The 24,607-nt window shown below is 49.2% G+C and carries 17 protein-coding genes and 2 pseudogenes; 16 read left to right on the forward strand and 3 right to left on the reverse strand.

Features of this window, described 5'->3' with window-relative positions; genetic code table 11:
* From Y79_RS0100440 to Y79_RS0100490, 11 genes and pseudogenes are all read left to right on the forward strand, one after another.
* Positions 1-3,620 (forward strand): non-ribosomal peptide synthetase (locus Y79_RS0100440; protein WP_016935922.1); only part of this gene is annotated, 3,620 nt, incomplete at its 5' end.
* An 18-nt stretch (positions 3,621-3,638) separates the two neighbouring features.
* The gene (locus Y79_RS0100445; RefSeq protein ID WP_016935923.1) at positions 3,639-7,442 is read left to right on the forward strand and encodes a non-ribosomal peptide synthetase; all 3,804 of its coding nucleotides are present in this window, start codon (positions 3,639-3,641) and stop codon (positions 7,440-7,442) included.
* 72 nt (positions 7,443-7,514) lie between these two features.
* Positions 7,515-7,895: a DUF1360 domain-containing protein gene (locus Y79_RS0100450; protein ID WP_016935924.1), complete on the forward strand. Its 381-nt coding sequence runs from the start codon at positions 7,515-7,517 to the stop codon at positions 7,893-7,895.
* A gap of 118 nt (positions 7,896-8,013) precedes the next feature.
* Entirely contained in the window at positions 8,014-9,552 is a 1,539-nt protein-coding gene (locus tag Y79_RS0100455; protein ID WP_016935925.1) for a glycoside hydrolase family 10-like protein, read from the forward strand.
* Between the two features lie 139 nt (positions 9,553-9,691).
* Positions 9,692-10,834 carry an acyl-CoA dehydrogenase family protein gene (locus tag Y79_RS0100460; RefSeq protein ID WP_016935926.1) on the forward strand — a complete coding sequence of 381 codons (1,143 nt, stop codon included), beginning with the start codon at positions 9,692-9,694 and terminating at the stop codon, positions 10,832-10,834.
* A 32-nt stretch (positions 10,835-10,866) separates the two neighbouring features.
* A pseudogene (locus Y79_RS0100465) lies at positions 10,867-12,519 on the forward strand (AMP-binding protein); the annotation flags it as partial.
* 21 nt (positions 12,520-12,540) lie between these two features.
* Entirely contained in the window at positions 12,541-13,890 is a 1,350-nt protein-coding gene (locus tag Y79_RS0100470) for an acetyl-CoA carboxylase biotin carboxylase subunit (protein WP_016935928.1), read from the forward strand.
* On the forward strand, positions 13,887-14,099 hold the full coding sequence (locus tag Y79_RS0100475; protein WP_016935929.1) for an acetyl-CoA carboxylase biotin carboxyl carrier protein subunit: 213 nt from the start codon (positions 13,887-13,889) through the stop codon (positions 14,097-14,099). Before Y79_RS0100470 ends, Y79_RS0100475 begins: the two co-directional genes overlap by 4 nt.
* Positions 14,100-14,114: 15 nt before the next feature.
* Complete coding sequence (locus tag Y79_RS0100480; protein ID WP_016935930.1) at positions 14,115-15,014, forward strand: hydroxymethylglutaryl-CoA lyase; 900 nt, start codon at positions 14,115-14,117, stop codon at positions 15,012-15,014.
* 15 nt (positions 15,015-15,029) lie between these two features.
* Positions 15,030-15,809, forward strand: a complete 780-nt coding sequence (locus Y79_RS0100485; protein ID WP_016935931.1) for an enoyl-CoA hydratase — start codon at positions 15,030-15,032, stop codon at positions 15,807-15,809.
* A 17-nt stretch (positions 15,810-15,826) separates the two neighbouring features.
* Positions 15,827-17,356 carry an acyl-CoA carboxylase subunit beta gene (locus Y79_RS0100490; protein WP_016935932.1) on the forward strand — a complete coding sequence of 510 codons (1,530 nt, stop codon included), beginning with the start codon at positions 15,827-15,829 and terminating at the stop codon, positions 17,354-17,356.
* 55 nt (positions 17,357-17,411) lie between these two features.
* On the opposite strand, the gene uptA is transcribed toward Y79_RS0100490, so the two are convergent.
* From uptA to Y79_RS0100505, 3 genes and pseudogenes are all read right to left on the reverse strand, one after another.
* On the reverse strand, positions 17,412-18,002 hold the full coding sequence (gene uptA, locus Y79_RS0100495; RefSeq protein WP_016935933.1) for an undecaprenyl phosphate transporter UptA: 591 nt from the start codon (positions 18,000-18,002) through the stop codon (positions 17,412-17,414).
* A 74-nt stretch (positions 18,003-18,076) separates the two neighbouring features.
* Complete coding sequence (gene galU / locus Y79_RS0100500; protein ID WP_016935934.1) at positions 18,077-18,970, reverse strand: UTP--glucose-1-phosphate uridylyltransferase GalU; 894 nt, start codon at positions 18,968-18,970, stop codon at positions 18,077-18,079.
* A 6-nt stretch (positions 18,971-18,976) separates the two neighbouring features.
* A pseudogene (locus Y79_RS0100505) lies at positions 18,977-19,426 on the reverse strand (GtrA family protein).
* Between the two features lie 203 nt (positions 19,427-19,629).
* Between Y79_RS0100505 and Y79_RS0100510 the strand changes: the two are divergent.
* The 5 genes from Y79_RS0100510 to bioB are packed head-to-tail and all read left to right on the forward strand — an operon-like array spanning position 19,630 to position 24,607.
* Positions 19,630-20,400, forward strand: a complete 771-nt coding sequence (locus tag Y79_RS0100510) for a 6-carboxyhexanoate--CoA ligase (protein WP_016935936.1) — start codon at positions 19,630-19,632, stop codon at positions 20,398-20,400.
* On the forward strand, positions 20,397-21,743 hold the full coding sequence (gene bioA / locus Y79_RS0100515; RefSeq protein WP_016935937.1) for an adenosylmethionine--8-amino-7-oxononanoate transaminase: 1,347 nt from the start codon (positions 20,397-20,399) through the stop codon (positions 21,741-21,743). The genes Y79_RS0100510 and bioA overlap by 4 nt, the downstream gene beginning before the upstream one ends.
* Complete coding sequence (gene bioF, locus Y79_RS0100520; protein WP_016935938.1) at positions 21,733-22,887, forward strand: 8-amino-7-oxononanoate synthase; 1,155 nt, start codon at positions 21,733-21,735, stop codon at positions 22,885-22,887. Before bioA ends, bioF begins: the two co-directional genes overlap by 11 nt.
* The gene (gene bioD, locus Y79_RS0100525) at positions 22,884-23,585 is read left to right on the forward strand and encodes a dethiobiotin synthase (RefSeq protein ID WP_016935939.1); all 702 of its coding nucleotides are present in this window, start codon (positions 22,884-22,886) and stop codon (positions 23,583-23,585) included. The genes bioF and bioD overlap by 4 nt, the downstream gene beginning before the upstream one ends.
* Before the next feature lie 2 nt (positions 23,586-23,587).
* Entirely contained in the window at positions 23,588-24,607 is a 1,020-nt protein-coding gene (gene bioB / locus Y79_RS0100530; RefSeq protein WP_016935940.1) for a biotin synthase BioB, read from the forward strand.

The following is a 24,607-nucleotide window of genomic DNA, read 5'->3' on the forward strand; positions in this document are numbered from 1 at the left end:
CGTATGAGCATCAGGACTATCCGTTTGAAGAGCTTGTGGAACGGCTCGGCGTGCAGCGGGACACAAGCCGCAATCCGCTGTTTGATGCGATGCTTGTCGTACAAAATATGGAGCATGAGGAATTGCTTCTGGACGGTTTGCATATTCAGCCTGCGGACATGTCCCGTCCGGTTTCCAAATTTGATTTCACTTTGCAGGCTTCTGAAGGCGGGGGACAGATTCATTTTCTGTTTGAATATGCCGCGGCTTTATTCCGGAAAGAAACGATGGAACGCTGGGCTTCCCACTTTTTGACGATGCTTGAACACATTGTCCGTGAACCGGAATCCTCTTTACGGGAGATCAATATGCTGACAGAACCGGAACGCAACCGGATTCTTGCGGATTTTAACGGCATGACGGATAAACAGCTGCCGGAAAAAACAGTTCATGAACTGTTCATCACCCAGGCACAAAAAACACCTGACGCTGCGGCCCTTATCAGCGGGGAAACATTGGTCACATATAAAGATTTAGATGAATGGTCGAATAAAATCGCCAGAGCTCTGCAAAAACGGCAGATCGGACCTGATGCAGCCGTCGGCATTGTGATACCAAGATCGCCGGAACAAGTAGCGGCAGTCTTCGGAGTTTGGAAAGCCGGAGGCGCCTACGTCCCGATAGATCCTGAATATCCGGAGGAACGTAAGCAATATATCACCTCAGACAGCGGGGCCGCGATTCTTCTTACCGTACGGGGCGCGATAGATCAAGTGCCTGATCGTTTTAAAGGTGAAGTACTCGCATTGGAAGATATACAAGAACAGGACGCTTCACCGGTTCAGTCACTGTCGGCGCCGGAGGATTTGGCTTACATCATCTATACGTCAGGGACGACAGGCAGGCCGAAAGGGGTTATGGTCGAACATCGATCCGTCAGCCAGACCCTTCAATGGCGGAGCGGATTTTATAATCTGAATGAGAAAGATACGGTTCTTCAGCTCTTTTCATTTTCCTTTGACGGATTTGTAACAAGTATGTTCACACCGCTGATTTCCGGTGCGAAAGTGGCCGTTTTAGCTGAAGACGAAGCGAAAGATATTCTGGCCATTAAACACTATCTCGCTTATTGCCGCATTACTCACATGATTATTGTTCCCGTGCTGTACCGTACACTGCTTGACGTACTGGAGCCGGGAGATGCCGAGTCTCTCCGGATTGTCACATTAGCGGGAGAAGCGGTCGATCAAAACATGATCAGCCGCAGTCTATCGGTTTGTCCTCACACGGAACTTGCCAACGAGTACGGTCCGACGGAAAACAGCGTCGCCACTGCAGCGGCAAGACATATAGAGCAAAATGAGGAGATTACGATCGGCCGGCCGATTGATCATTCACACGTTTATATTTTAAACGGGGATCATCTGCAGCCGATCGGTGTAACAGGGGAACTTTGCATCTCAGGTTCCGGCCTTGCAAGAGGGTACCGCAATCTTCCTCAGCAAACGGCTCAAGCCTTTGTCCAAGACCCGTTCCGGAAGAACCGGCGCATGTACCGCACGGGCGATCTGGCAAAATGGCTGCCGGACGGCACGCTGCAATATATCGGCCGAATGGACGAGCAAGTCAAAATCAGAGGCTACCGGGTGGAGCTGCAAGAAATTGAGGCCGCCTTAACAGGCATAAAAGGTGTCAAAGAAGCAGCCGTTACCGCTCTGCCCGCATCAGCAGGCCAAACGGAACTATGCGCTTATATCGTGACAGAAGAAGGAACAGAAAGCGAAACGGTGAAGCAGGCGCTAAGAAATGAAATGCCCGCTTATATGATGCCGGCGCTCTTTGAAACACTTGAGGCCCTGCCGGTCACACCGAACGGGAAGCTTGACCGCCGCGCGCTTCCTGAGCCGCGGAAAAAAATGCAAACGGGACGGGCGTTTACAGAACCGGCCAGCGCCATTGAAAAGGAATTGGCCGCGATTTGGAGCGACGTGCTCGGAACTGAAAACATTGCAGCAGATCAATCATTTTTTGAGCTTGGCGGCGATTCCATCAAAGCCCTGCAAGTCTCGGCCCGATTACACCAGACAGGAAAACAGATCGCTGTAAAAGATATTTTCAGCCGGCCGACAATTAAAGAACTGGCGCCTTATGTCCGTACAGAGCGGCAGCCGGTCAGCCAAGCTCCCGCAGAAGGAGAAGTGAAGTGGTCACCTGTTCAAAAATGGTTCTTCGCACAGGACATGAAGGAAGCAAACCATTTTAACCAGTCCGTTATGCTGACGAGAACAAATGCAATTGATGAAGAGGCTTTGAGGAAGACGTTAAAAGCCATTACCGTTCATCATGATGCCTTGCGTCTTGTGTGCAAAAAAGACGGAGAGAAAGGCCTTTTCCTCTTCAACAGACCGGCTGGCCTCCCAGATGAGCAGCTCTACAGCCTGACTATTTTGGAAGCAGCAGGCGATGAGGATGAAAAGGAACGTTTTATAAAAAGCCGCGTCGCAGAGCTTCAGAGAAACATGGATTTGGAGAACGGGCCGCTTGTACAGGCGGGGCTGTTCCGCTCTGAAGCAGAAGATTACTTGTTTCTTACCGTCCATCACCTCGCCGTCGACGGGATGTCATGGCGGATTTTATTGGAAGACTTGGCTTCTGCCTATGAGCAAGCCGTCTCCGGAAAAGAAATCAATCTTCCGCCGAAAACCATGTCATTCAAATCATATACGGAGCAGCTGAAGGATTATGCTGAAAGCCGACAGCTGCTTCAGCAGGCGGAGTATTGGCGGGAGATAGAACATTATGAAACAGAAAGTCTCCCTTGCGAGCAGGCAGAACGATCTGAAACTTCTGCGGAAAAACGGAACACGGTATCTTTCACATTGACAGAAAGTGAAACAAATGCGCTGTTGAAAGATGTGCACAGCGCCTACAATACGGATACGCAAGATGTGCTTTTGGCTTCCGCCGTGCTCGCTGTTCAGAAATGGTCGCCGCGGGATGCTTTGAAAATCGCCCTTGAAGGACACGGACGCCAATCGGAGCAGGGCGGTGCGGACATCAGCAGAACGGTGGGGTGGTTCACTTCCATTTATCCGGTGCTTTTCCGGGCGGGAGCTTATGAACCTCTTGAAGAATATGAAATTCGCACATTGAAAACCGTCAAAGACACATTGCGGCGCATTCCGGATAAAGGGAACGGATACGGCGTCCTTAAATATTTGACACCGCCGAAGCTTGCCGGGATGACTTTCGGGAAAGCACCGGAGATCAGCTTTAACTATCTCGGACAATTCGATGCGCCCGGCGGGAATCCGGCAGAAACGGAACAGCCTGACGCGTTTCAATTTTCTCCTTTGGGCAGCGGAGATGATGTGACGGATACATGGAAACGGGAGCAGTCACTTGAAATCAGCGCGATTGCGGCAAAAGGCCGGATGACCGTCAGCATTTCCTATGAAACGGGACGCTTCCGGCAGGATACGATCGAACGGCTGTCCGAAAGCTGCCGGTATTTTCTCCTGAAACTGTCGGAACATTGCCTCAGTAAAACCGATACGGAGAAAACCGTCAGTGACTTTGATGATCGGGAGCTGACCGAGGAAGCATTGCAGGATATTGCCGACTTACTCAGCTTCCACTAAACCGAGCGGGAGGAACACATGGACAAAACGAAAAATATCCAAAATATTTATCCCCTCAGCCGAATGCAGGAAGGAATGCTTTTTCATTCCTTCCTGCAAAAGGAGGGGGCTGCATATATCGAGCAATCCGTCTTCACCATAAAAGGCCGGCTTCGTCCGGAATTGTTTGAGCAAAGCGTACAGTCTGTCATCAGCCGCCACGATATTTTCAGAACGGTATTTTTACCTCATGTCGCTCAGCTGAACGGCCCCCGCCAAGTCGTGCTTCGTGAGCGGGAATTCCGGCTGCACCGCGAAGATCTTACACATTTGGATGAAGCGGGACAAAACAGCTATATACAGCGATTTAAGGAACGTGACCGCTTAAAGGGCTTTGACTTGCAAAAAGATATGCTGATGCGTGTTTCTTTGTTTAAAACAGCTGACGAAGAATATGTATGCGTCTGGAGCCATCATCACATCCTCATGGACGGCTGGTGCCTCGGCATCGTCCTTCAGGAATTTATGCATATATACCGGGCGATTGAATCAGGCTCACCCGTCACCTTGGAGCCCGCTAAGCCGTACAGCACTTATATTACATGGCTGACCGATCAGGACAACGACGCAGCTTCTGAGTATTGGAAAGGATATTTAGCGGGCTTTGAGACCCCATCAGGACTGCCGAAAATATCGGCCCGGCCCCAGGAAAAAGGCTATCACAAGAAAGAGCTGCTGTTTTCTTTAGATCAAAGCCTGACGGACAAGCTGAAAACGACCGCCAAAGAAGAAGGAACAACGCTTGCAGTTCTTATGCAGACCGTCTGGGGCCTGATGCTGCAGCGCTACAACCGAACGGACGATGCCGTGTTCGGCGCCGTCGTATCAGGGCGGCCTTCTGTCATTGACGGCGTGGAAAGCATGATCGGACTGTTTATCAATACCGTCCCGGTACGCATTAAAACGAGTGACGAAAGCTTTAGAGAACTGCTGAGCCGCTGCCAGAAAGAAATGCTTGATTCAGAGGCGTTCAGTTATCATCCGCTTGCCGACATCCAATCTCAGACTGAGCTGAAACAGGATTTAATCGACCATATTATCGTGTTTGAAAATTATCCGATTCAGCAGCAGATGAAAGACGCGGAAAAGGAATCGGATGCGCCGTTTAGAATCGGGAATGTCAACGTGTCGGAACAATCGGGCTACGACTTTAACCTCATCATAGCGCCCGGCGATGAGCTGCTCATCAAATTCAGCTACAATGCGAACGTTTATGACGAAGTATGGATAGAGAGCGTAAAAGGACACTTGGAAGAAGCGCTGCGCGGCGCCGCTTTTAATCCCGATGTTCCTGCTGACCGGCTTCCGATGCTCGGACAAAAGGAAAAATCAAGAATCATCGGCGAATTTAATAACACGAAAACAACTTATGAAAGAGACGAAAGCATCATCAGCCTGTTCAGCCGTCAGGCGGAGAAAACCCCGGATCATCAGGCGCTTCACGCCGGCGGGCTGACGTTGACGTACCGGGAGCTTGATGAACGGTCAACTGCATTCGCCCGCACCCTGCTGGAAAACGGTTTGGCGCAAAAGGGAATTGCCGGGGTTTTAGCCGAACGCTCACCGGAATTTATCATCGCTGTTCTCGCTGTTTTGAAAGCGGGAGGGACGTACCTTCCGCTCGATGCAGATCTGCCTTCCGACAGGATCGCCGATATGCTCACTGAGAGCGGAGCACAGCTGTTAACGGTACAACACGGGATTGAGACTGATATTGACTTTTCTCACATCATCTCTATCCCGGCTGCCGCTGAGAAACAAACCGCTGACGCGGGAAAACTGAATACCGTTACGTCACCAGATGATCTTGCCTATATTATGTATACATCCGGTTCCACAGGAAAACCGAAGGGCGTGATGATTTCCAACCGCAACGTCGTCTCGCTCGTGTCAAACAGCAATTACACGTCGGCCGGCACGACGGACCGTCTCATTCTGACAGGGTCCATCGGTTTTGACGCAGTGACGTTTGAAATCTTCGGAGCGCTTTTGAACGGAGCGTGCCTTCATGTAGTTGACCGCACGACAATGCTTGCGCCTGAGAGGTTCGGCCATTATCTTTGTTCCAATCGAATTACGATTCTGTTTTTGACGACGGCGCTCTTTAACCAGTTTGCCCAGGCTGATCCGGAGATGTTTTCCGGATTGCACACCTTATATGTCGGCGGAGAAGCTTTGTCACCGGCGCTCATCAATAAGGTCAGACACCGCTGTCCGAATCTCAGCCTTTATAACATATACGGACCGACGGAAAATACGACATTTTCCACCTTTTATGAAATCAAGCATGATTTTTCTCAGCCGATCCCAATCGGAAAACCGATCACTAATTCAACCGCGTATATCATTGAGAAAAATGGCGGACTTGCGCCGATCGGCGTGCCTGGTGAGCTTTGTGTCGGCGGTGACGGGGTTGCCAAAGGCTACTTAAACAAGCCTGACTTAACAAGTGAAGCATTTGTCACCCATCCGATTCATCCTGAAGAAAAGATTTACAAAACAGGCGACTTGGCTTATTGGCTGCCGGATGGAAGCATCGGATACATCAGCCGTATCGACCGTCAATTCAAGATTCGCGGAAAGCGTATCGAGCCGGCCGAAATTGAAGCGCGGCTGACTGAAATTGATGGAATCAGGGAAGCGGCGGTCATCGTGTCAAACGAAGGACAAGAAGCCATCCTTTGTGCGTATTATACAGGCGCGCATGTTGAAGAAAGAACCATTCGCTCCCTATTGGCAAGGCCGCTTCCCGACTATATGATTCCGCAGTATGTGGTAAAGCTTGACCGTATGCCGCTTACCGCAAACGGCAAAGTGGACCGCCGCAGACTCCCTGCGCCAGAACGGAAAAAGACGTCATCAAAAGCCGTTCCCCCGCGAAACTGGGTAGAGCGTGAGCTGATCGACATTTGGTCGCCGATACTCGGCTGCGGGGAGCTGGGCATACAGGATGACTTTTTTGAGCTTGGCGGGCACTCTTTGAAAGCATTGCAAGTCATCCACCAGCTGAAGACCAGACAGCAGATGGATGTCCCGATTGAAATGATATTTGAATATCCGACAATTGAACAATTGGCTGAAAAGCTGTATTCCAGCAAACTGTCAGAAGCCGCCGAACAGCATATCAGCAGATTGAATCAGCCGAAAGGCCGCAACCTTTTCTGTTTTCCGCCAATCTCAGGTTTCGGCATTTTCTTCAAAGATCTGGCGGCGGCATTAAATGGACGGGCTGCTGTGTACGGCTTTAACTTTATTGAAGAAGACAGCAGAATGGAACAATACATTGATAAAATGCTGGAAATCCAGCCGGAAGGCCCTTATATCCTCTTCGGATATTCAGCGGGCGGCAATACGGCATTCGAGGCGGCAAAAGCAATGGAAAAGCGCGGCTTAGAAATCAGCGACGTCATTATCGCAGACGCGTACAGAAAGCTTGACACACTGCCGCCGCAGCCAACAAACGCAACAGCCGAAAATGTCCCGGAAGCCGTCAGGGAAGCGGTCATCAGAAAAACAGAGCGCTATCAAACGTACTGGGCGGAACTGATAAATGACGGCCAAATTGCGGCAAACCTCCATTTTATTGAGGCCGGCATAAAGGGAGAGCACAATGCTGAGCCTGAGCCGAAGAAATGGGAAGGCGCCACAACGGGACTCTATCAGGAATATCAGGGCGAGGGAGCCCATAAAGATATGTTTGAACCCGAGTTTGCACACAAAAATGCCGAGGTCATACTGGACATCGTTGCAAACAGCGGCAGACGCTTGGAACGGAATATGTAGCATCCGGCAGAATGGTTCAGGATGACAGAGGGCAAGATAGGGGAATCAAACCAGGTTTTTGGAGGCTTTGTCATGACGAACCTATCTTGGCTTACATATGTAATGATCATCCTTGCCAGCTATCGGCTGACCCATTTAGTTGTATTTGATAAGATTACCGAATTCATAAGAAAACCCTTTTTAAAGCAAGAAAAAACCATCGATCAAAACGGGCGCGCCGTCCAAAAAAAAGTCCCTTCCTCCGCATTCGGTTATATGCTGCAATGTTATTGGTGTGCGGGTGTCTGGTGCGCCATATTGATCGGCATCTGCTATTTGGTCTGGCCCCGCTATGCACATCCGGTTATTTTCATTTTGTCCATTGCCGGAGCGCAGGCTATTCTTGAAACCTGTGTCGGCGTCGGAACGAAGGTCATTGACGTGCTCGCCGCCATGAAACATAAAAAGTCCTGAAGCGTTTCAACCGCTTTAGGACTTTTTTCTTTTTTTTAGGCTGAGAAGAATAAAGCAGGCTTTTTGATTCACCGCCCGGAATGCTTCGGAATACCGTAAAGCTGAAAGGGGGAAAAACATGAAAGGCTGCCGTTCCAGCATCATATGGTTTTTGGCCGTTTTACTGACAGCAGGCATCTTTACAGTCTCAGCACCAGCAAAAGCTGGCGGCACTCAGGCGAAGAGGGAAATGAGAGCCGTATGGATCGCGTCTGTCACCAATATCGACTGGCCCTCTAAAAAAGGGCTGTCACCCGATGAGCAAAAAAAAGAATACAGCAAGCTGCTGGATGACGTTCAGGCAATGGGGATGAACGCCGTGGTCGTTCAAATTAAACCGACGGCTGATGCTTTTTATCCATCAGATTACGGTCCGTGGTCAGAGTATTTGACAGGAACGCAAGGCAAAAATCCGGGCTACGATCCGCTTGCTTTTTTAGTTGAAGAGACACATAAACGGAATCTTGAATTCCACGCTTGGTTCAACCCTTACCGGATCACGATGAATCACACAAATTTGAATGCGCTTTCAGATGATCATCCCGCCCGTTCTCATCCGGACTGGGTCGCCGCATACGGAAATCAGCTGTATTATAATCCGGGAATTCCCGAAGTACGGCAATTTATAACGGATGGGATCAAAGAGGTGGTCAGCCGATATGATATTGATGCGGTTCATATGGATGACTATTTTTACCCTTATAAAATCGCCGGAAAGGAATTTCCTGATCAGGCGGCATACGAACGGTACGGAAAAGCTCACTTTGCATCAGTTGATGACTGGCGCAGGGATAACGTCAACCAGCTTGTAAAAGAGATCAATCAGGCCATTAAACGAGAAAAATCTTATGTTAAATTCGGAATCAGCCCATTCGGCGTATGGAGAAATGCCGCAGATGACCCGACAGGCTCCAAAACGGCCGCCGGAGTGCGGAACTACGATGACTTATACGCTGATACGAGAGAATGGATCCAAAAAGGATATATTGATTACATCGCACCGCAGATTTACTGGAGTATCGGCTTTAAAGCGGCGGCATATGACGTCTTAGCGGATTGGTGGGGCAATGAAGTGAAAAATCGTCCCGTGCATTTATATATCGGGCAGGCAGCTTATAAAATCAACAACAACGCTGATCCGCCTTGGGCCGATCCGGAGGAATACGGAAGACAGATTGCTCTTAACAGGGAATCAGCTTGGATTAAAGGCAGCATGCATTTCAGTTTAAAGGATCTGAACCGTAACCCGCTCGATGTGAAAAACCGCTTGACCAATGACATGTACAGCCGGCCAGCATTAATACCCGAGATGCCTTGGCTCGGACATTCCGCTTTAAAAAAACCGGCTGTCAAACGGGCGGAGAAGAACGCTTCAGGCAATACACTCTATATCGAAGACGCGAAATCCAATGGTAAAAAAACGGCTTATTACGCCATTTACCGCGCAGAAAAGGGAAAGCAGCCTTATTTAGTTGATACAGTCAGAAAAACAGCGCCACGGACGCAGACATTTTCAGATACTGATATCCAGGCGAAAGGCGCCTGCACCTATATCGTTACTTCCGTTGACAGGCTTCACCATGAAAGCCGTCCTTCCGCAAAACGGACGGTTAAATAGCATTTCTAAAAAAACTGACAGTTGCCGCGCTGTCAGTTTTTTTGCGGCAGATGAGTCCGAATGTTCAGACTTTATTTGGATGGAATGAATAAAGATCCCCATTAATAAAATGTAGAAAGCAGCAGAAGGAGGAAGGTTAATGAATTTTCAACTGACAAAAGAACAGCAGATGGTGCGCGAAATGGTCAGAGATTTCGCCAAAAATGAAATTGCCCCGAAAGCCCATGAGGTTGATCAATCAGCCGTCTTTCCGATAGACACATTTAAAAAAATGGGCGAACTCGGCCTTCTCGGAATTCCGTTTCCGGAAGAATACGGAGGAGCGGGCGGTGATACCATTTCCTATGCAGCGGCAGTTGAAGAAATCGGAAAAGCCTGCGGAAGCACGGGGCTGAGCTACGCGGCAGCCGTGTCACTCGGTGCAAGCCCATTGTACTATTTCGGTACTGAACAGCAAAAACAAGAACACCTTACTCCGCTAGCTTCCGGAAAAGCGCTCGGATCATTCGGATTGACGGAGCCGAATGCCGGTTCAGATGCCGGCGGAACACAGACAAAAGCCGAGAAAATGGGTGCTGACTATGTGATAAACGGAGAGAAATGCTGGATCACTAACGCCAATTATGCCCGCACGGTCATTGTCACCGCCGTTACGGGAAAGAACTCCGCCGGAAAACCGATCATTTCAGCTCTTATCGTCCCGACAGACACACCGGGTTTTACGATCACAAGTCCGTACGACAAGATGGGTGTGAGAGGATCTGATACGGCCGAACTTGTGCTGGAAGATGTCAGGGTGCCTGCCGACAACCTGCTCGGTGATCCTGAAAAAGGTTTCAAGCAATTTTTATATACATTAGATGGCGGACGGATTTCGATTGCGGCGCTGGCTGTCGGTATCGCTCAAGGAGCGTTGGAGGCGTCGCTGTCATATGCGAAGGAACGCAAGCAGTTCGGAAGTCCGATATCGTCATTTCAAGCCATCCAATTTAAGCTCGCTGACATGGCGATGGAAATTGACCTTGCCAGACAAATGGTGCTTAAAGCGGCCTGGCTGAAGGATCAAAACCTGCCATTTACGAAAGAAGCGGCATTCGCCAAGCTCTATGCTTCAGAAATGGCCGTCAGAACATGCCTTCAGGCCATCCAAATTCACGGCGGTTCCGGCTATATGAAGGAGTGCGGTGTCGAACGCATGCTTCGTGACGCAAAGCTGATGGAGATTGGCGAAGGAACGTCAGAAATTCAAAGAATGGTCATTGCAAGACAGCTCTTGAAGTGAAATGAAAACGTTTACCAAAACAAGAATGGAAGGAAGCAGGTCATATGGCTGAACTTATCCATTTAACAGCAGGAAAGCTGCTTGAGCGGACCGCGGAGCTTTTTCCGGATCATGAAGCGGTTGTTTACCCTGAGCGCGGCCTTCGTTATACGTATGCGGAGTTTGACCGGTTATGCCGGCAAACCGCAAAAGGGCTGATGAAGCTGGGAGTTGAAAAAGGAGATCATGTGGCCATATGGGCATCCAACATACCGGAATGGCTCGCGGCGCAATTTGCAACGGCGAAAATCGGCGCCGTCCTGGTCACCATCAATACGAATTTTCAAATCGCAGAGCTCGATTACCTGCTGACACATTCAGACGTCACGTCCCTGATTATCATGGATTCATACAGGCAGACATCTTATGTTGAAATGGTGAATAAGCTGATTCCGGAGCTGAAAACTTGTGAGCGCGGCAGGCTGTGTTCGAAACGGTATCCCTTTTTACGGACGGTGTTATATATCGGTGATCAAAGACCGCCCGGCATGCACCGGTGGGATTCTTTGCTGAAGGGTGCCGAGTCTGTAACGGATGCAGCGCTTAACGGAAGGATGGACAGCCTGGATAAGGATGATTGCATTCAAATGCAATATACATCGGGTACGACCGGATTTCCGAAAGGTGTCATGCTCTCACATTTTAATATCGTCAATAACGCGGCCAATATCGCAGAGTGCATGAAGCTTACCCCAAGTGACCGTTTATGCATTCCCGTGCCGTTTTTCCACTGCTTCGGGTGTGTGCTCGGCGTGCTGGCATGTGTTTCCGCGGGTGCAGCGATGATCCCGATTGAACAGTTTTCTCCGCCGGCCGTTCTGAAAACGGTGGAGCAAGAAGCCTGCACGGCTCTGCACGGTGTGCCGACGATGTTTATCGCCCTCCTAAATGACAGCCGTTTTTCTGAATATGATCTTTCTCACGTCCGAACCGGAATTATGGCCGGCTCGCCATGTCCGGCGGAAGTCATGAAAGAAGTGATCGGCAAAATGGGGATGACCGGCATTACCATTGCCTACGGACAGACCGAGGCATCACCTGTCATTACGCAGACAAGAACGGATGATCCGTTTGAAAGAAGAGTGGAAACAGCCGGGCGGGCGCTTCCTCATATCGAAATCAAAATCGTTCGGCCCGGAACATCCGAGGAGGCCGCCCGGGGCGAACCGGGAGAGCTCTGCACCCGCGGATATCACGTCATGAAAGGCTATTATAAAAATCAAGAAGCGACCGAAGAAGCGATAGACAAAGACGGCTGGCTGCATACGGGTGATTTGGCGGTCATGGATGAAGACGGGTACTGCAAAATCACGGGCCGTCTGAAAGACATGCTGATAAGAGGCGGCGAAAATATCTATCCCCGGGAGATTGAAGAAATGTTATATCGGCATCCCGCAGTAGCAGACGTTCAAGTTGTTGGTGTACCTGATCCGAAATACGGAGAAGAAGCCGCGGCGTGGATCAGGCTCAAAGACGGACAAACCGCTTCCACAGAAGACATCAGAACCTTTTGCAAAGAACATATCGCCCGCTACAAAGTCCCCCGGTATGTGTTATTCACAGATGAATATCCCATGACAGCCTCAGGAAAAATTCAGAAATTCAAGCTGCGGGAAAAAACGATTGAAGAGCTCAAGTTAACTTAATGAAAAAGGAGTGCTTCACATTTGTTTACAAAAATCCTGATTGCCAACAGAGGAGAAATCGCCTTACGAATTATCCGCACCTGCAAACGTCTCGGCATTCCCTCGGCAGCTGTCTATTCAGAAGCCGATCAGAATGCGCTCCATGTAAAAGCGGCAGATGAGGCCTATCCGATCGGAAAATCGAGAGTAAATGAAAGCTATTTACATATCGACAGAATCATAGAAGCCGCTAAAGCCGCCGGAGCGGACGCCATTCATCCCGGCTATGGACTGCTGTCAGAAAACAGTTCGTTCGCCGAACGCTGCCGCAAGGAACAAATCACGTTTATCGGCCCGCCCGGTGACATCATCGCCAAGATGGGCAGCAAGATAGAAGCCCGAAAAACGATGCAAAAAGCAAAGATCCCGATCGTTCCCGGTGTTTCAGAACCGTTGCCCGATGTACACTCGGCCTTAGCCGAGGCCCGCGCCATCGGCTTTCCGGTCATGCTGAAAGCGTCCGCTGGAGGCGGCGGAATCGGCATGCAGATCGTACATTCAGAAGAAGAGCTGGCCAAAGCGTTTGAAGGCAATCAAAAGCGGGCTGCATCCTTTTTCGGAGACGGCGCGATGTATATGGAAAAAGTCATTGAAAACGCCCGTCATATTGAAATTCAGATTCTCGCAGATTCTTTCGGCAATACCGTTCATCTGTTTGAACGTGACTGTTCAGTGCAAAGGCGCCATCAAAAAGTGATAGAAGAAGCGCCGTCCCCGTTTGTTGATGATGAATTAAGACAAAGACTCGGCGAAACCGCCGTTAAAGCCGCTAAATCGATCGGCTACCAAAATGCGGGCACCATAGAGTTTCTCGTCGACCAAAAGAAACAAATCTATTTCTTAGAAATGAATACAAGACTGCAGGTAGAGCATCCGGTGACAGAAGAAATTACAGGATTGGATCTTGTGGAAGAACAGCTGAAAATTGCCGCGGGTCAGCCGCTGACTTTTTCACAGAAAGACATCACACATCACGGGCATGCGATCGAAGTGCGGATTTATGCGGAAGATCCGGTCACCTTTTATCCGTCACCCGGCACCATCTCGTCTTTCTCCGTATTACGGCATCCGTCAGTGAGACACGAATGCGCCGTTGAAAAGGGAAGCACCATTTCTCCGTTTTACGATCCGATGATTGCCAAAATGATCGTCACGGCGAATACGAGAAAACAAGCCATTGAACAACTGAAAACCGCTCTTCGCGAATACCATGTAGAAGGGATTAAAACCAATATTCCCCTGCTGTCAAAGATTGCCCATTCAGAAGCGTTTGAAAAGGGTGAAGCGACAACCGGATTTTTACAAACCATGAACGGGGAGGCGTCCAAATGAGTGAGATAAAAATTCAGATGGCGGGAAATCTGTGGAAAATTCATGTGAAACCGGGCGATGTCATCGAAAAAGGACAGGAAGTAGCTGTCTTGGAATCAATGAAAATGGAAATTCCGATTATTGCTGATGTATCCGGAACGGTGAAAGAAGTGAGAAAAGCAGAAGGTGATTTCACCGATGAAGGAGAGGTCCTGATTGAGCTCCAATAAAACGGGAGGTGCAGAATGAACTGTCCGAAGCATGTCCGCATCAACGAAGTGGGACCCCGTGACGGCCTGCAGAATGAGTCCGCGTGGGTGGATACAGAAGATAAGATTGAGTGGATCAATATGCTTTCAAAAACAGGACTTTCCTATATCGAAGTGACTTCATTCGTGAATCCGAGGTGGATTCCGGCGCTGCGTGACAGTCTGAACGTTGCAAAGGGAATTGCCAGAACAGAACATACAGTATACGCGGCTCTCGTTCCAAACCTCATCGGGCTGGAGCATGCGGCAGAAGGCAGAATTGATCAAGCCTGTGTGTTTTTATCAGCAAGCGAAACCCATAACCAAAAAAACGTCAACAAACCGATTGACCGGACCGTTCAAGAGCTCAGGCAGGTCATTTCTGAAGCAAAATCTGAAAACATGGCAACGAGAGCTTATCTTTCCACCGTATTCGGATGCCCGTATGAACAAAACGTACCGATCGAACAAGTCATCCGGCTCACAGACACGCTTCTTGAAATGGGCGTTGATGAATTATCACTCGGCGACACAATCGGCGCGGCGAACCCCTTGCAGGTCATAGCCGTGCTTGAAGCTCTTTTACCGAGAATTCCCGCCTCAAAAATCGCACTCCATTTCCATGATACAAGAGGCACGGCTCTTGCAAATATCATTCCCGCTCTTGATATGGGGATTACATCCTTTGACACCTCCTCAGGCGGGCTTGGCGGCTGTCCGTATGCTCCGGGATCAGCAGGAAACGCCGCCACTGAAGACGTCATTTATATGCTTGAACAAATGGGGATTGATACCGGGACGGACATGAATAAACTACTTGAAGCCGCCGGCTGGATCGGGGATAAAATCGGCAAAGACCTGCCAAGCAGAAACCTGCAGGTCTTCAGAACGAAATGAGAGAGAGGAGAAGCCATGGGAGATTGTGTATTGTTTTCCGTCTGTCAAGAAACAATCGGCCTGATCATGCTGAACCGCCCGCATGCGGCCAACTCACTGTCATCAGAAATGATTGATGATTTACAGCGTGTGATTACAGACATCAAAAATTCGCCATCCATTCGATGTGTCATTCTCACCGGCTTCGGAAACACATTCTGCGCCGGTGCTGATTTAAAAGAAAGAGCGGGGATGAATCATGAACAAGTCAAACAAAGCGTCAGTCGTATCGGTGAAACCGCCGCCTCAATTGAAGCACTCCCGCAGCCGGTCATTGCAGCGCTGAATGGAACGGCAGTCGGCGGCGGACTTGAACTCGCCCTCGCTTGCGATATCAGAATCGCCGCCAGCCGGGCGGGCCTCGGCCTCCCTGAAACAGGCCTTGCGATCATACCCGGGGCGGGCGGAACACAGAGACTGCCTAGGCTTATCGGACCCGGTGCGGCAAAAGAGTTGATCTATACCGGCCGGAGGCTCACGGCCCAAGAGGGAAAAGACATAAAGCTGGTCGAGCATGTATGTGAAACCGAAGAACTTTTGGAAAAAGCAAAAGCACTGGCCGGCCGCATCGCCGCCAATGGGCCGATCGCCGTCAGACAAGCAAAATTCGCGATAAACAAAGGGCTGGAGACTGATCTCAATACAGGGCTCGAAATCGAACGAAAAGCATATGAACAAGTCATCCCGACACTTGACAGAGAAGAGGGGCTGCGCGCCTTTAAAGAAAAAAGACCCCCTGAATACAAAGGAAAATAAAACTTGGAGGGACTCGGATGGATTACGAAAAAGAACGGCAGACACGCAGCAAAACGATTGAAAAGGGAGGAGCGGCTAAATATCACGCAAGCAACGAAAAAAAGGGAAAACTTTTTGTAAGAGACAGGCTGAAGCTTCTATTCGATGACGGCATATCCGTTGAAGACGCTTTTTTCGCCGAATGCATGTCAGACGGACTGCCGGCCGACGGGGTTGTCACCGGGATCGGAACCATCAGCGGCAGAACCGTTTGTGTGATGGCAAACGACTCAACCGTAAAGGCGGGCTCATGGGGCGCGAAGACGGTGGAAAAAATCATCCGCATTCAGGAAACGGCTGAAAAGCTGCAGTGTCCGCTTCTGTACTTAGTCGATTCAGCAGGTGCAAGAATTACCGATCAGGTCGACATGTTCCCGGGCAGAAGGGGAGCCGGCCGCATTTTTTATAATCAAGTAAAGCTGTCGGGACGCATACCGCAAATCTGTTTATTGTTCGGCCCTTCCGCTGCGGGCGGCGCTTACATTCCTGCCTTTTGCGACATTGTCATTATGGTGGAAGGCAATGCATCCATGTACTTAGGCTCACCGCGCATGGCGGAAATGGTAATCGGTGAGAAAGTTTCGCTTGAAGAAATGGGCGGCGCCCGTATGCATTGTTCCGTATCAGGCTGCGGTGATCTCCTCGCCCGGACGGAACAGGAAGCAATCACGATGGCGCGGACATATCTCAGCTACTTTCCGGCAAATTATACGGAAAAAGCGCCTGTCAGCGAATCCAAGAACCCGAAAGATTTTGAAAAACCGCTCTCAGATGTCATCCCGGCACATCAAAACGCACCGTTCAACATGCTGGATTTAATTGAACGTGTCATCGATGAAGACTCTTTTTTTGAGATTAAACCGTTATTTGCGCAGGAATTAATAACGGGACTTGCACGGATTCACGGACAGCCGGTCGGCATTATCGCCAACCAGCCGCGTGTCAAGGGCGGGGTTTTATTTCTTGATTCGGCGGATAAAGCCGCAAAATTCATCGCTTTGTGCGATGCATTTCATATTCCGCTTCTGTTTTTGGCAGACATCCCCGGATTTATGATCGGAACGAAGGTTGAACAGGCGGGCATCATCAGGCATGGCGCAAAAATGATCTCCGCAATGGCGGAAGCGACTGTTCCGAAGCTTTCCGTTATTGTCAGAAAAGCCTACGGTGCGGGATTATATGCGATGGCGGGCCCGGCTTTTGAACCTGATTGCTGCTTAGCGCTTCCGACTGCGCAAATTGCCGTAATGGGGCCAGAAGCAGCGGTAAATGCGGTCTACGCAAACAAAATCAGCGAACTCGCTCCAGAAGAAAGGCCGGCCTTTATTCAGAAAAAGCGAGATGAATACAAGGAAGACATTAACCTTTACCGTCTTGCCTCTGAAATGGTGATTGACGGCATCGTTCCCGCTGATTCCTTGCGGGACGAACTCAATAAACGCCTCACTGCTTACATGTCTAAACAACTGACTTTCACACACCGGAAACACCCCGTATACCCGGTATAAATAAAAAAGACCGCATAGATCCGGCCCGCGGCCGTTCTTCTATGCAGTCTTTTTTTCATAGTCTTGATCTCATCTTTTTCACGACAAAATAAACAACAATAAATACAAGAGCCAATATAATGATCGGAGTCGTGTACATTCCGGCATAGCTGTCTACATCTTTCCACTGTCCGCCGAGCTGATACCCGAGATAAACGAAAATGACAGACCACGGAATAATCGCAAGCGTCGTCAAGGTGACAAACTTGGAAAGCGGCATTTTCGCGAGGCCGGCCGGGATGGAAATCGCGTGTCTGACGACCGGGATAAATCGGGCCGAGAATACTACACCCGCGCCGTAACGGCGAAACCAGTTTTCGGCAACATCAATATGATGCTTTTTCAGCAGTAAGTACTTGCCGTACTTGTCCAAAAACGGCCGCCCCCCATAACGGGCGATCCAGTAAATAAAGCACTGCGCGATCGTTCCCCCGATCACGCCGGCGATAACGGCGCCGATAAAACTGATCGTGCCTTCTGACACCATATAGCCTCCATAGGCCAAAACGATTTCACTCGGAATGATTTCGATCATTAATCCGAGCGCAATCCCGAAATAGCCCATACTTGTCAGCCAGGATAATATTTCACTAATAAAATTGCCCACACTGTTCACAACCTCTTTATCTTTTTACCCAATTATATGACTGATTGACAAGCAAAATGGTTACAAATTATTTTTTAACGTACGTTTTCTTCAGATTCTCTTTTTAACACCTCTTCTAAATAAGCTAAGAGTTTCGGTCTCATTTCCTTCCGCAGCAGCCCGATCTCCGTGCCGGCCTTAAAACAGCCGAGCTTGTCGCCTATATCAAACCGTCTTCCTTCGAGCTCCCGCGCATAGATACTTTGGGTACGGCACACTTCGCGCAGCGCGTCTGTCAATTGGATTTCGTTGCCTGCGCCTCTTCCGATCGTCTTCAGCGCTTTAAAAATGGCAGGGGTTAATATGTAACGGCCCATCACGGCGATGTGAGAGGGCGCCTTTTCAACAGCCGGCTTTTCAATCAGATCCTCAACCTGGTACACATGACCGTTCTGCTGCCCCGTCTGTATAATACCATATTTGCTGACATCGGCAGGATCGACGGGCTGTACGCCGATCGTTTCTGTGCCGTGTTGGTTATAGACGTCTATGAGCTGCGAGAGCGCGGGAGTGTCAGATACCATAATATCATCACCTAAGAGAACGGCAAAAGGCTCTTCTCCGATAAAATGCTCCGCACACAGCACCGCATGGCCTAAGCCGAGCGGCTCTTTTTGGCGGATGTAATGAATATTGGCCAATTCGGCAATCTGCTGCATTTCCTTCAGCATCTCCGTCTTGCCTTTTTCCTGCAGGTTGAATTCCAATTCCGCCGACCGATCAAAATGATCTTCAATCGAGCGCTTGTTTCTTCCTGTAATAATCAGAATATCTTCAATCCCTGACTCGGCGGCCTCTTCTACAATATATTGGATTGCCGGTTTGTCAACGATCGGCAGCATTTCTTTCGGCTGCGCCTTTGTCGCCGGCAGAAATCTCGTTCCTAAACCCGCTGCGGGAATGACCGCTTTTCTCACTTTTTTTCTCATTCATCTTCACTCCTGATCCTGTATGTTTTTCAGCGAATCTCCGAATACCCAGATTCGGTTTCCGATAAAATTCATCATCATTCCGCCGATAGTGGCGGCAAGCTTACTCACCAAAAGCGAACAGCCGCCTTTTTGAAACGCGTACAGCAGCAAAAAGGTGATCCCCGACGCGGTAAGATTAATGATGAGAAAGCGCATGATCTCTTTCCCGTCAGCCTTGCGCTTTACACGAAACGTCCAATGCCGGTTCCACACATAGCTGTTGATCATTCCAGCCGAATAAGAGCAGATCTGTGCCGGCAGATAAGGGACACGGCAGGCAGTAAGCAGAAAGAAGACCCCAAAATCGATCAGCGTATTGCCGGCCCCTACCGTGCAGAAACGGCCTAATGTCTTTATTTTTCCTTTCAGCATAACGGTGACCTCCCCTCATAATAAGATGCGGATGGCTGTCATATTTGTTGATATCGATTACTTTAGCGGACAGCCTTGAAAAAACAATGACTAAAATATGAACAAAACATGAAAACGTTAAGTTAACAGTTTGATAGATTAGGTTGACATATTTCGAGAGGGGCACTAATATTCTGTATAAGTGTTAACCTTTAATTATTTTGGTTAACATTATTTTTCAAGGCAAGAGAAAGGAGGGGAAAGGAATGGAGGAAGAAACATATTACAGCGTCAGAATGAGAGCTTCCCGAAATGCCTCTCATGAACAGGGCGGGAAACACATTTCCGGCGGAGAACGGCTTATCACTTACAGCGGAATACAGGAAGCGGTGAATGGCTTATTACATAAAGGCTTCTCGCATTCAAGAGGGACACCTGATTTTATGCAGATCCAGCTTGAAAGTGTCAATGAACCGATCAAAACGATCCGCCCTTTGCCGATTACCGTACATCAAACAGATACGGCAGAGAAAGGACAAGCAATCGCCCGGACGCTTTTGCAAAAAGCAGGAATTCCTCCGCGCATGATAGAGAAAGCCTATCAAAACATCGCGGAATATGCAGAAGCAAGAGGAGCGGTCCTGTTTGACATCCGGACAGGAAAACGCATTGACGGCAGAAGAGAAAGAGGTGTGCGGGTATCCCGAATGGATTGGCCGGCACACGATTTTCAAAAATGGGCTTTAGATCACAACATGCCGGAAAATTCACGAATCAAAGAAGCACATGCCATCGCGGCAAAGGTTTGCGCGCATCCGGGAATCATAGCTGAAGTGTGCTGGTCAGATGACCCTGATTACATAACGGGCTACGTTGCCTCAAAAGAGCTGGGCTATCAGCGGATTACCAAGATGAAGAATGACGGCGATGAGAGCGGCTGCCGGATTTTCTTTACAGATGGAATCACAGATACAGAGAGCTGTATCCATTTTTTAGAGAAACAGCCTGTATTCATTCAGCGGGAGGGGAACATATGAAACAATCAATGATTGAAAAAAGCAAAAAGCATCTTTGGCTGCCTTTCACACAAATGAAAGATTACGATGAGGATCCGTTAATGATTGAAAGTGGAAACGGAATCATGCTGAAAGACACAAGCGGCAAAGAATACTATGACGGCTTTTCCTCAGTATGGCTCAATGTACACGGCCACCGCAAAAAAGAAATGGATGAGGCGATTCAAAAACAGCTTAAAAAAATCGCTCATTCGACCTTGCTGGGCATGACGAATGTTCCCGCGACAGAACTTGCCGAGATGCTGACGGGCATTACACCTGAAAATCTGACACGTGTTTTTTACTCTGACAGCGGAGCGGAAGCAATGGAAATCGCTCTGAAAATGGCCTTTCAATACTGGAAAAACATAGGGAGGCCCAAAAAGCAGACATTCATTTCGATGCAGAACGGCTATCACGGCGATACGATCGGAGCGGTCAGCGTCGGTTCTATTGAACTCTTCCACCATGTATACGGCCCGCTGATGTTTGAAAGCTACAAAGCGCCGATTCCTTACGTATACAGATCTGAAAGCGGCGACCCCGTACAGTGCCGGGATGAATGTCTGAACGCGCTCGAACAGCTGCTTGCAAAGCATCACGAAGAGATTGCCGCACTTACGATTGAATCGATGGTGCAAGGCGCATCCGGCATGATCGTCATGCCTGAAGGCTTTCTGGCAGGCGTACGAAAGCTGTGTACGGCATATGATGTCTTGATGATCGTTGACGAAGTGGCGACGGGGTTCGGCCGCACCGGAAAAATGTTTGCCTGTGAGCATGAAAATGTCCAGCCGGACTTGATGGCCGCAGGGAAAGGAATTACGGGAGGCTATTTGCCGATCGCCGTGACGTTTGCCGCAGAAGCGATTTATGAAGCTTTTTATGATGACTATGAAAACATGAAAACATTTTTCCACGGCCACTCCTATACAGGAAATCAGCTGGGCTGTGCCGCGGCAATTGAAAATCTCCGTTTATTTGAATCAGAGCGCATCGTTGAACAAGTCGCCGAAAAATCAAAAACGGCAGCGATGCTTCTTCATGATCTGAAGCAGCTTCCCCATGTCGGCGATGTCCGCCAGCTCGGTTTCATGTGCGGCATAGAGCTCGTGCAGGATAAGGGGACAAAACAGCCTTATCCGCCTGAAAAGCGTGTTGGATATAAGGTGTCTTTGAAAATGAGAGAGCTCGGTATGCTGACGAGGCCGCTCGGAGACGTAATCGCCTTTCTTCCGCCGCTCGCCAGCACGACTGATCAGTTAAAAGCCATGATCTCCATTATGAAAGAAGCGATAGCCGAGGTGACCGGCCGTGGATTTTGACGGATGGCTCTTCGAAAGGCTCGATGCGGTGAAAAGAGACGGGCTGTATCGGACGCTGCGGAAACAGGAAACCGCTCTCAAAAACAAAGGGGAAAAGATCTGGGCATCCAATGACTATTTAGGCCTGTCTAAAGATGAGCGCCTGATCACAGCCGCGCAAACGGCGCTAAACTGCTTCGGAGCAGGAAGCAGCGGTTCCCGGTTAACGACAGGAAATACTTTTTGGCATGAAACACTTGAACAAACAATCGCAGATTTTAAACAGACGGAAGCTGCTTTATTGTTTTCCAGCGGTTACTTGGCGAATATAGGCGTGCTTGCTTCACTGCCGCAAAAAGGCGATGTCATTTTAAGCGATCAATTGAACCATGCGAGCATTGTTGACGGCTGCCGTTTATCGAAAGCGGAAACCATCGTGTACCGCCATATTGATATGGCTGATCTTGAGGAAAAACTTGCCTCCGTCCAGTCCAGGAACCGCCGCTTTATCGTCACGGACGGTGTCTTCAGCATGGACGGCACCATTGCGCCTCTTGACCGCATAATGGCGCTTGCAAAGCAGTATCAGGCATTTGTGATAGCAGACGACGCGCATGCAACCGGAGTACTCGGGGAAAACGGCGGGGGAACCAGTGAATATTTTGGTGTTTGTCCTGATGTTGTCATCGGCACGTTAAGTAAAGCGGTCGGAACGGAAGGAGGTTTTGCCGCAGGGTCAAACATTTTCATTGATTTTTTGCTGAATCATGCGCGGACGTTTATTTTTCAGACGGCCCTTCCGCCGGCAATTTGTGCGGCTGCCCATACGGCATTTGACATCATATCAGATATGTACGATACGCGCCGTGAACTGCTGTCGTCTGTCAAAACGATCAAAACCCGTCTGGCCGATATGGGTTTTACCGTAAGAGGCGGAGATACACCAATCATCGCCGTCATCATCGGTGATGCAAAAACAGCGGTTTCAGTTGCTGCACTGCTGGAGAAAAAGGGAATCTGCGCCCCGGCCATCCGCCCGCCATCCGTTCCTGACGGTGAAAGCAGAATCAGGCTGACCGTCACGGCGGACCGCAGCTTACAGGACATAGATGGGCTTACAGAAGCATTTGATTCCATTAGAAAAGAGCTGAATATAAACAAATGAGAAGTTTTTTTGTCACAGGAACAGATACGGGCGTCGGAAAAACTATCGTCTCTTGCGGACTAGCCGCGGCATTCAGGCAGAAACGTGCGGATGTCGGAGTGTTTAAGCCGTTTTTAAGCGGGGTGCCGCGGACTCATCCGGAAAGTGACACCTCGATGTTGAAAGACATGTCACAAACCGCACTGTCTCATGAAGAGATTACGCCATTTGAATGGAAAGAGCCGCTTGCACCGTACACGGCCGCCATGCTTGAAGGAAAATCCGTGAGCATGGAAGAGGTCACGGCCCACTGGAGAAAGATCAAAAATCGTCATGAGTGTTTCATCGTCGAAGGGGCAGGCGGCATTTCCGTCCCGCTTGGTGAAAATTATTTAGTCAGTCATCTGATAAAAGCCTTGGAACTGCCGGCAGTGATTGTGGCCAGGCCTGATCTCGGAACCATCAACCACACGTATTTAACCGTTGAATATGCGAAAAACATGGGGATAGAGGTTCTCGGTATTATTATCAACGGCGTAAAGAGCCGGCCGGGGCTGGACGAAAAGACAAACCCGAGCATGATTGAAACATTATGCAAAGTTCCGATTTTGGGAATCACACCAAAGCTGGATCTCGTTTCAGCAGAAAACATTCAACACATGATTGAGAAACATATAGATGTTTCCTCTTTCATGAATCTGACACAAATGGGGAGATAAACATGAATCAATGGATGGATCTTGCAGAGAGAGTGCTGGACGGGGCGGAAGTAACGAACCAGGAAGCGCTGGCCATTTTAAATTGTCCTGATGAGGATCTTTTATTGCTGATGCATGCCGCTTTTCATATCAGAAAACGATTTTACGGAAAAAAGGTAAAGCTGAATATGATTATGAATGCAAAGTCAGGCCTGTGTCCCGAAAATTGCGGGTACTGTTCACAATCTGCAATATCAAAAGCGCCGATTGAGTCTTATCGGATGGTGGATAAGCATATATTGCTTAAAGGGGCAAAACGCGCCCATGACCTGAATATAGGAACATACTGCATCGTCGCCAGCGGCCGGGGACCGTCAAACAGAGAAGTAGACCAAGTGGTTGATGCTGTCAAAGAAATAAAAGAAACGTACGGTTTAAAAATCTGCGCATGCCTCGGTCTGTTGAAGCCGGAACAGGCGGAGCGGCTGAAACAGGCAGGAGTCGACCGCTACAATCATAACATCAATACGTCACAAAGAAATCACGCAAACATTACGACCTCACACACGTATGACGACAGGGTCAATACGGTACAAATGGCGAAACAATCAGGGATGTCACCTTGTTCGGGTGTCATCGTCGGCATGAAAGAGACGAAACAGGACGTCATTGATATGGCGAACAGCTTGAAAGCGCTTGACGCCGACAGCATCCCGGTTAATTTTCTGCATGCGATTGACGGAACTCCGTTAGAAGGGGTAAGCGAATTAAACCCGGTATATTGCCTGAAAGTGCTCGCTTTGTTCCGTTTTATCAATCCTGCAAAAGAAATCCGTATCTCAGGAGGCCGGGAAGTCAATCTTCGTTCACTGCAGCCGCTCGGTTTGTATGCAGCAAATTCCATATTCGTCGGCGATTACTTAACAACCTCAGGCCAGCACGAAACAGAGGATCATAAAATGCTCCATGATCTAGGTTTTGAAGTTGAATCCGTCGAAGAAATGAAAGCCGGCTTACAATCCGCCTGCAAAACGGAGGTATAA

The sequence above is a fragment of the Bacillus siamensis KCTC 13613 genome (genome assembly GCF_000262045.1).
GTDB lineage: Bacteria > Bacillota > Bacilli > Bacillales > Bacillaceae > Bacillus > Bacillus siamensis.

What these genes read in the sequence shown, in the direction of transcription:
- Y79_RS0100460 (WP_016935926.1), top strand. Translation starts at nt 9,692, where the DNA reads ATGAATTTTCAACTGACAAAAGAACAGCAGATGGTGCGCGAAATGGTC.
- Y79_RS0100475 (WP_016935929.1), top strand. Translation starts at nt 13,887, where the DNA reads ATGAGTGAGATAAAAATTCAGATGGCGGGAAATCTGTGGAAAATTCAT.
- bioD (WP_016935939.1), top strand. Translation starts at nt 22,884, where the DNA reads ATGAGAAGTTTTTTTGTCACAGGAACAGATACGGGCGTCGGAAAAACT.
- Y79_RS0100455 (WP_016935925.1), top strand. Translation starts at nt 8,014, where the DNA reads ATGAAAGGCTGCCGTTCCAGCATCATATGGTTTTTGGCCGTTTTACTG.
- Y79_RS0100445 (WP_016935923.1), top strand. Translation starts at nt 3,639, where the DNA reads ATGGACAAAACGAAAAATATCCAAAATATTTATCCCCTCAGCCGAATG.
- galU (WP_016935934.1), bottom strand. Translation starts at nt 18,970, where the DNA reads ATGAGAAAAAAAGTGAGAAAAGCGGTCATTCCCGCAGCGGGTTTAGGA.
- bioA (WP_016935937.1), top strand. Translation starts at nt 20,397, where the DNA reads ATGAAACAATCAATGATTGAAAAAAGCAAAAAGCATCTTTGGCTGCCT.
- Y79_RS0100485 (WP_016935931.1), top strand. Translation starts at nt 15,030, where the DNA reads ATGGGAGATTGTGTATTGTTTTCCGTCTGTCAAGAAACAATCGGCCTG.
- Y79_RS0100490 (WP_016935932.1), top strand. Translation starts at nt 15,827, where the DNA reads ATGGATTACGAAAAAGAACGGCAGACACGCAGCAAAACGATTGAAAAG.
- Y79_RS0100480 (WP_016935930.1), top strand. Translation starts at nt 14,115, where the DNA reads ATGAACTGTCCGAAGCATGTCCGCATCAACGAAGTGGGACCCCGTGAC.
- Y79_RS0100450 (WP_016935924.1), top strand. Translation starts at nt 7,515, where the DNA reads ATGACGAACCTATCTTGGCTTACATATGTAATGATCATCCTTGCCAGC.
- Y79_RS0100510 (WP_016935936.1), top strand. Translation starts at nt 19,630, where the DNA reads ATGGAGGAAGAAACATATTACAGCGTCAGAATGAGAGCTTCCCGAAAT.
- bioB (WP_016935940.1), top strand. Translation starts at nt 23,588, where the DNA reads ATGAATCAATGGATGGATCTTGCAGAGAGAGTGCTGGACGGGGCGGAA.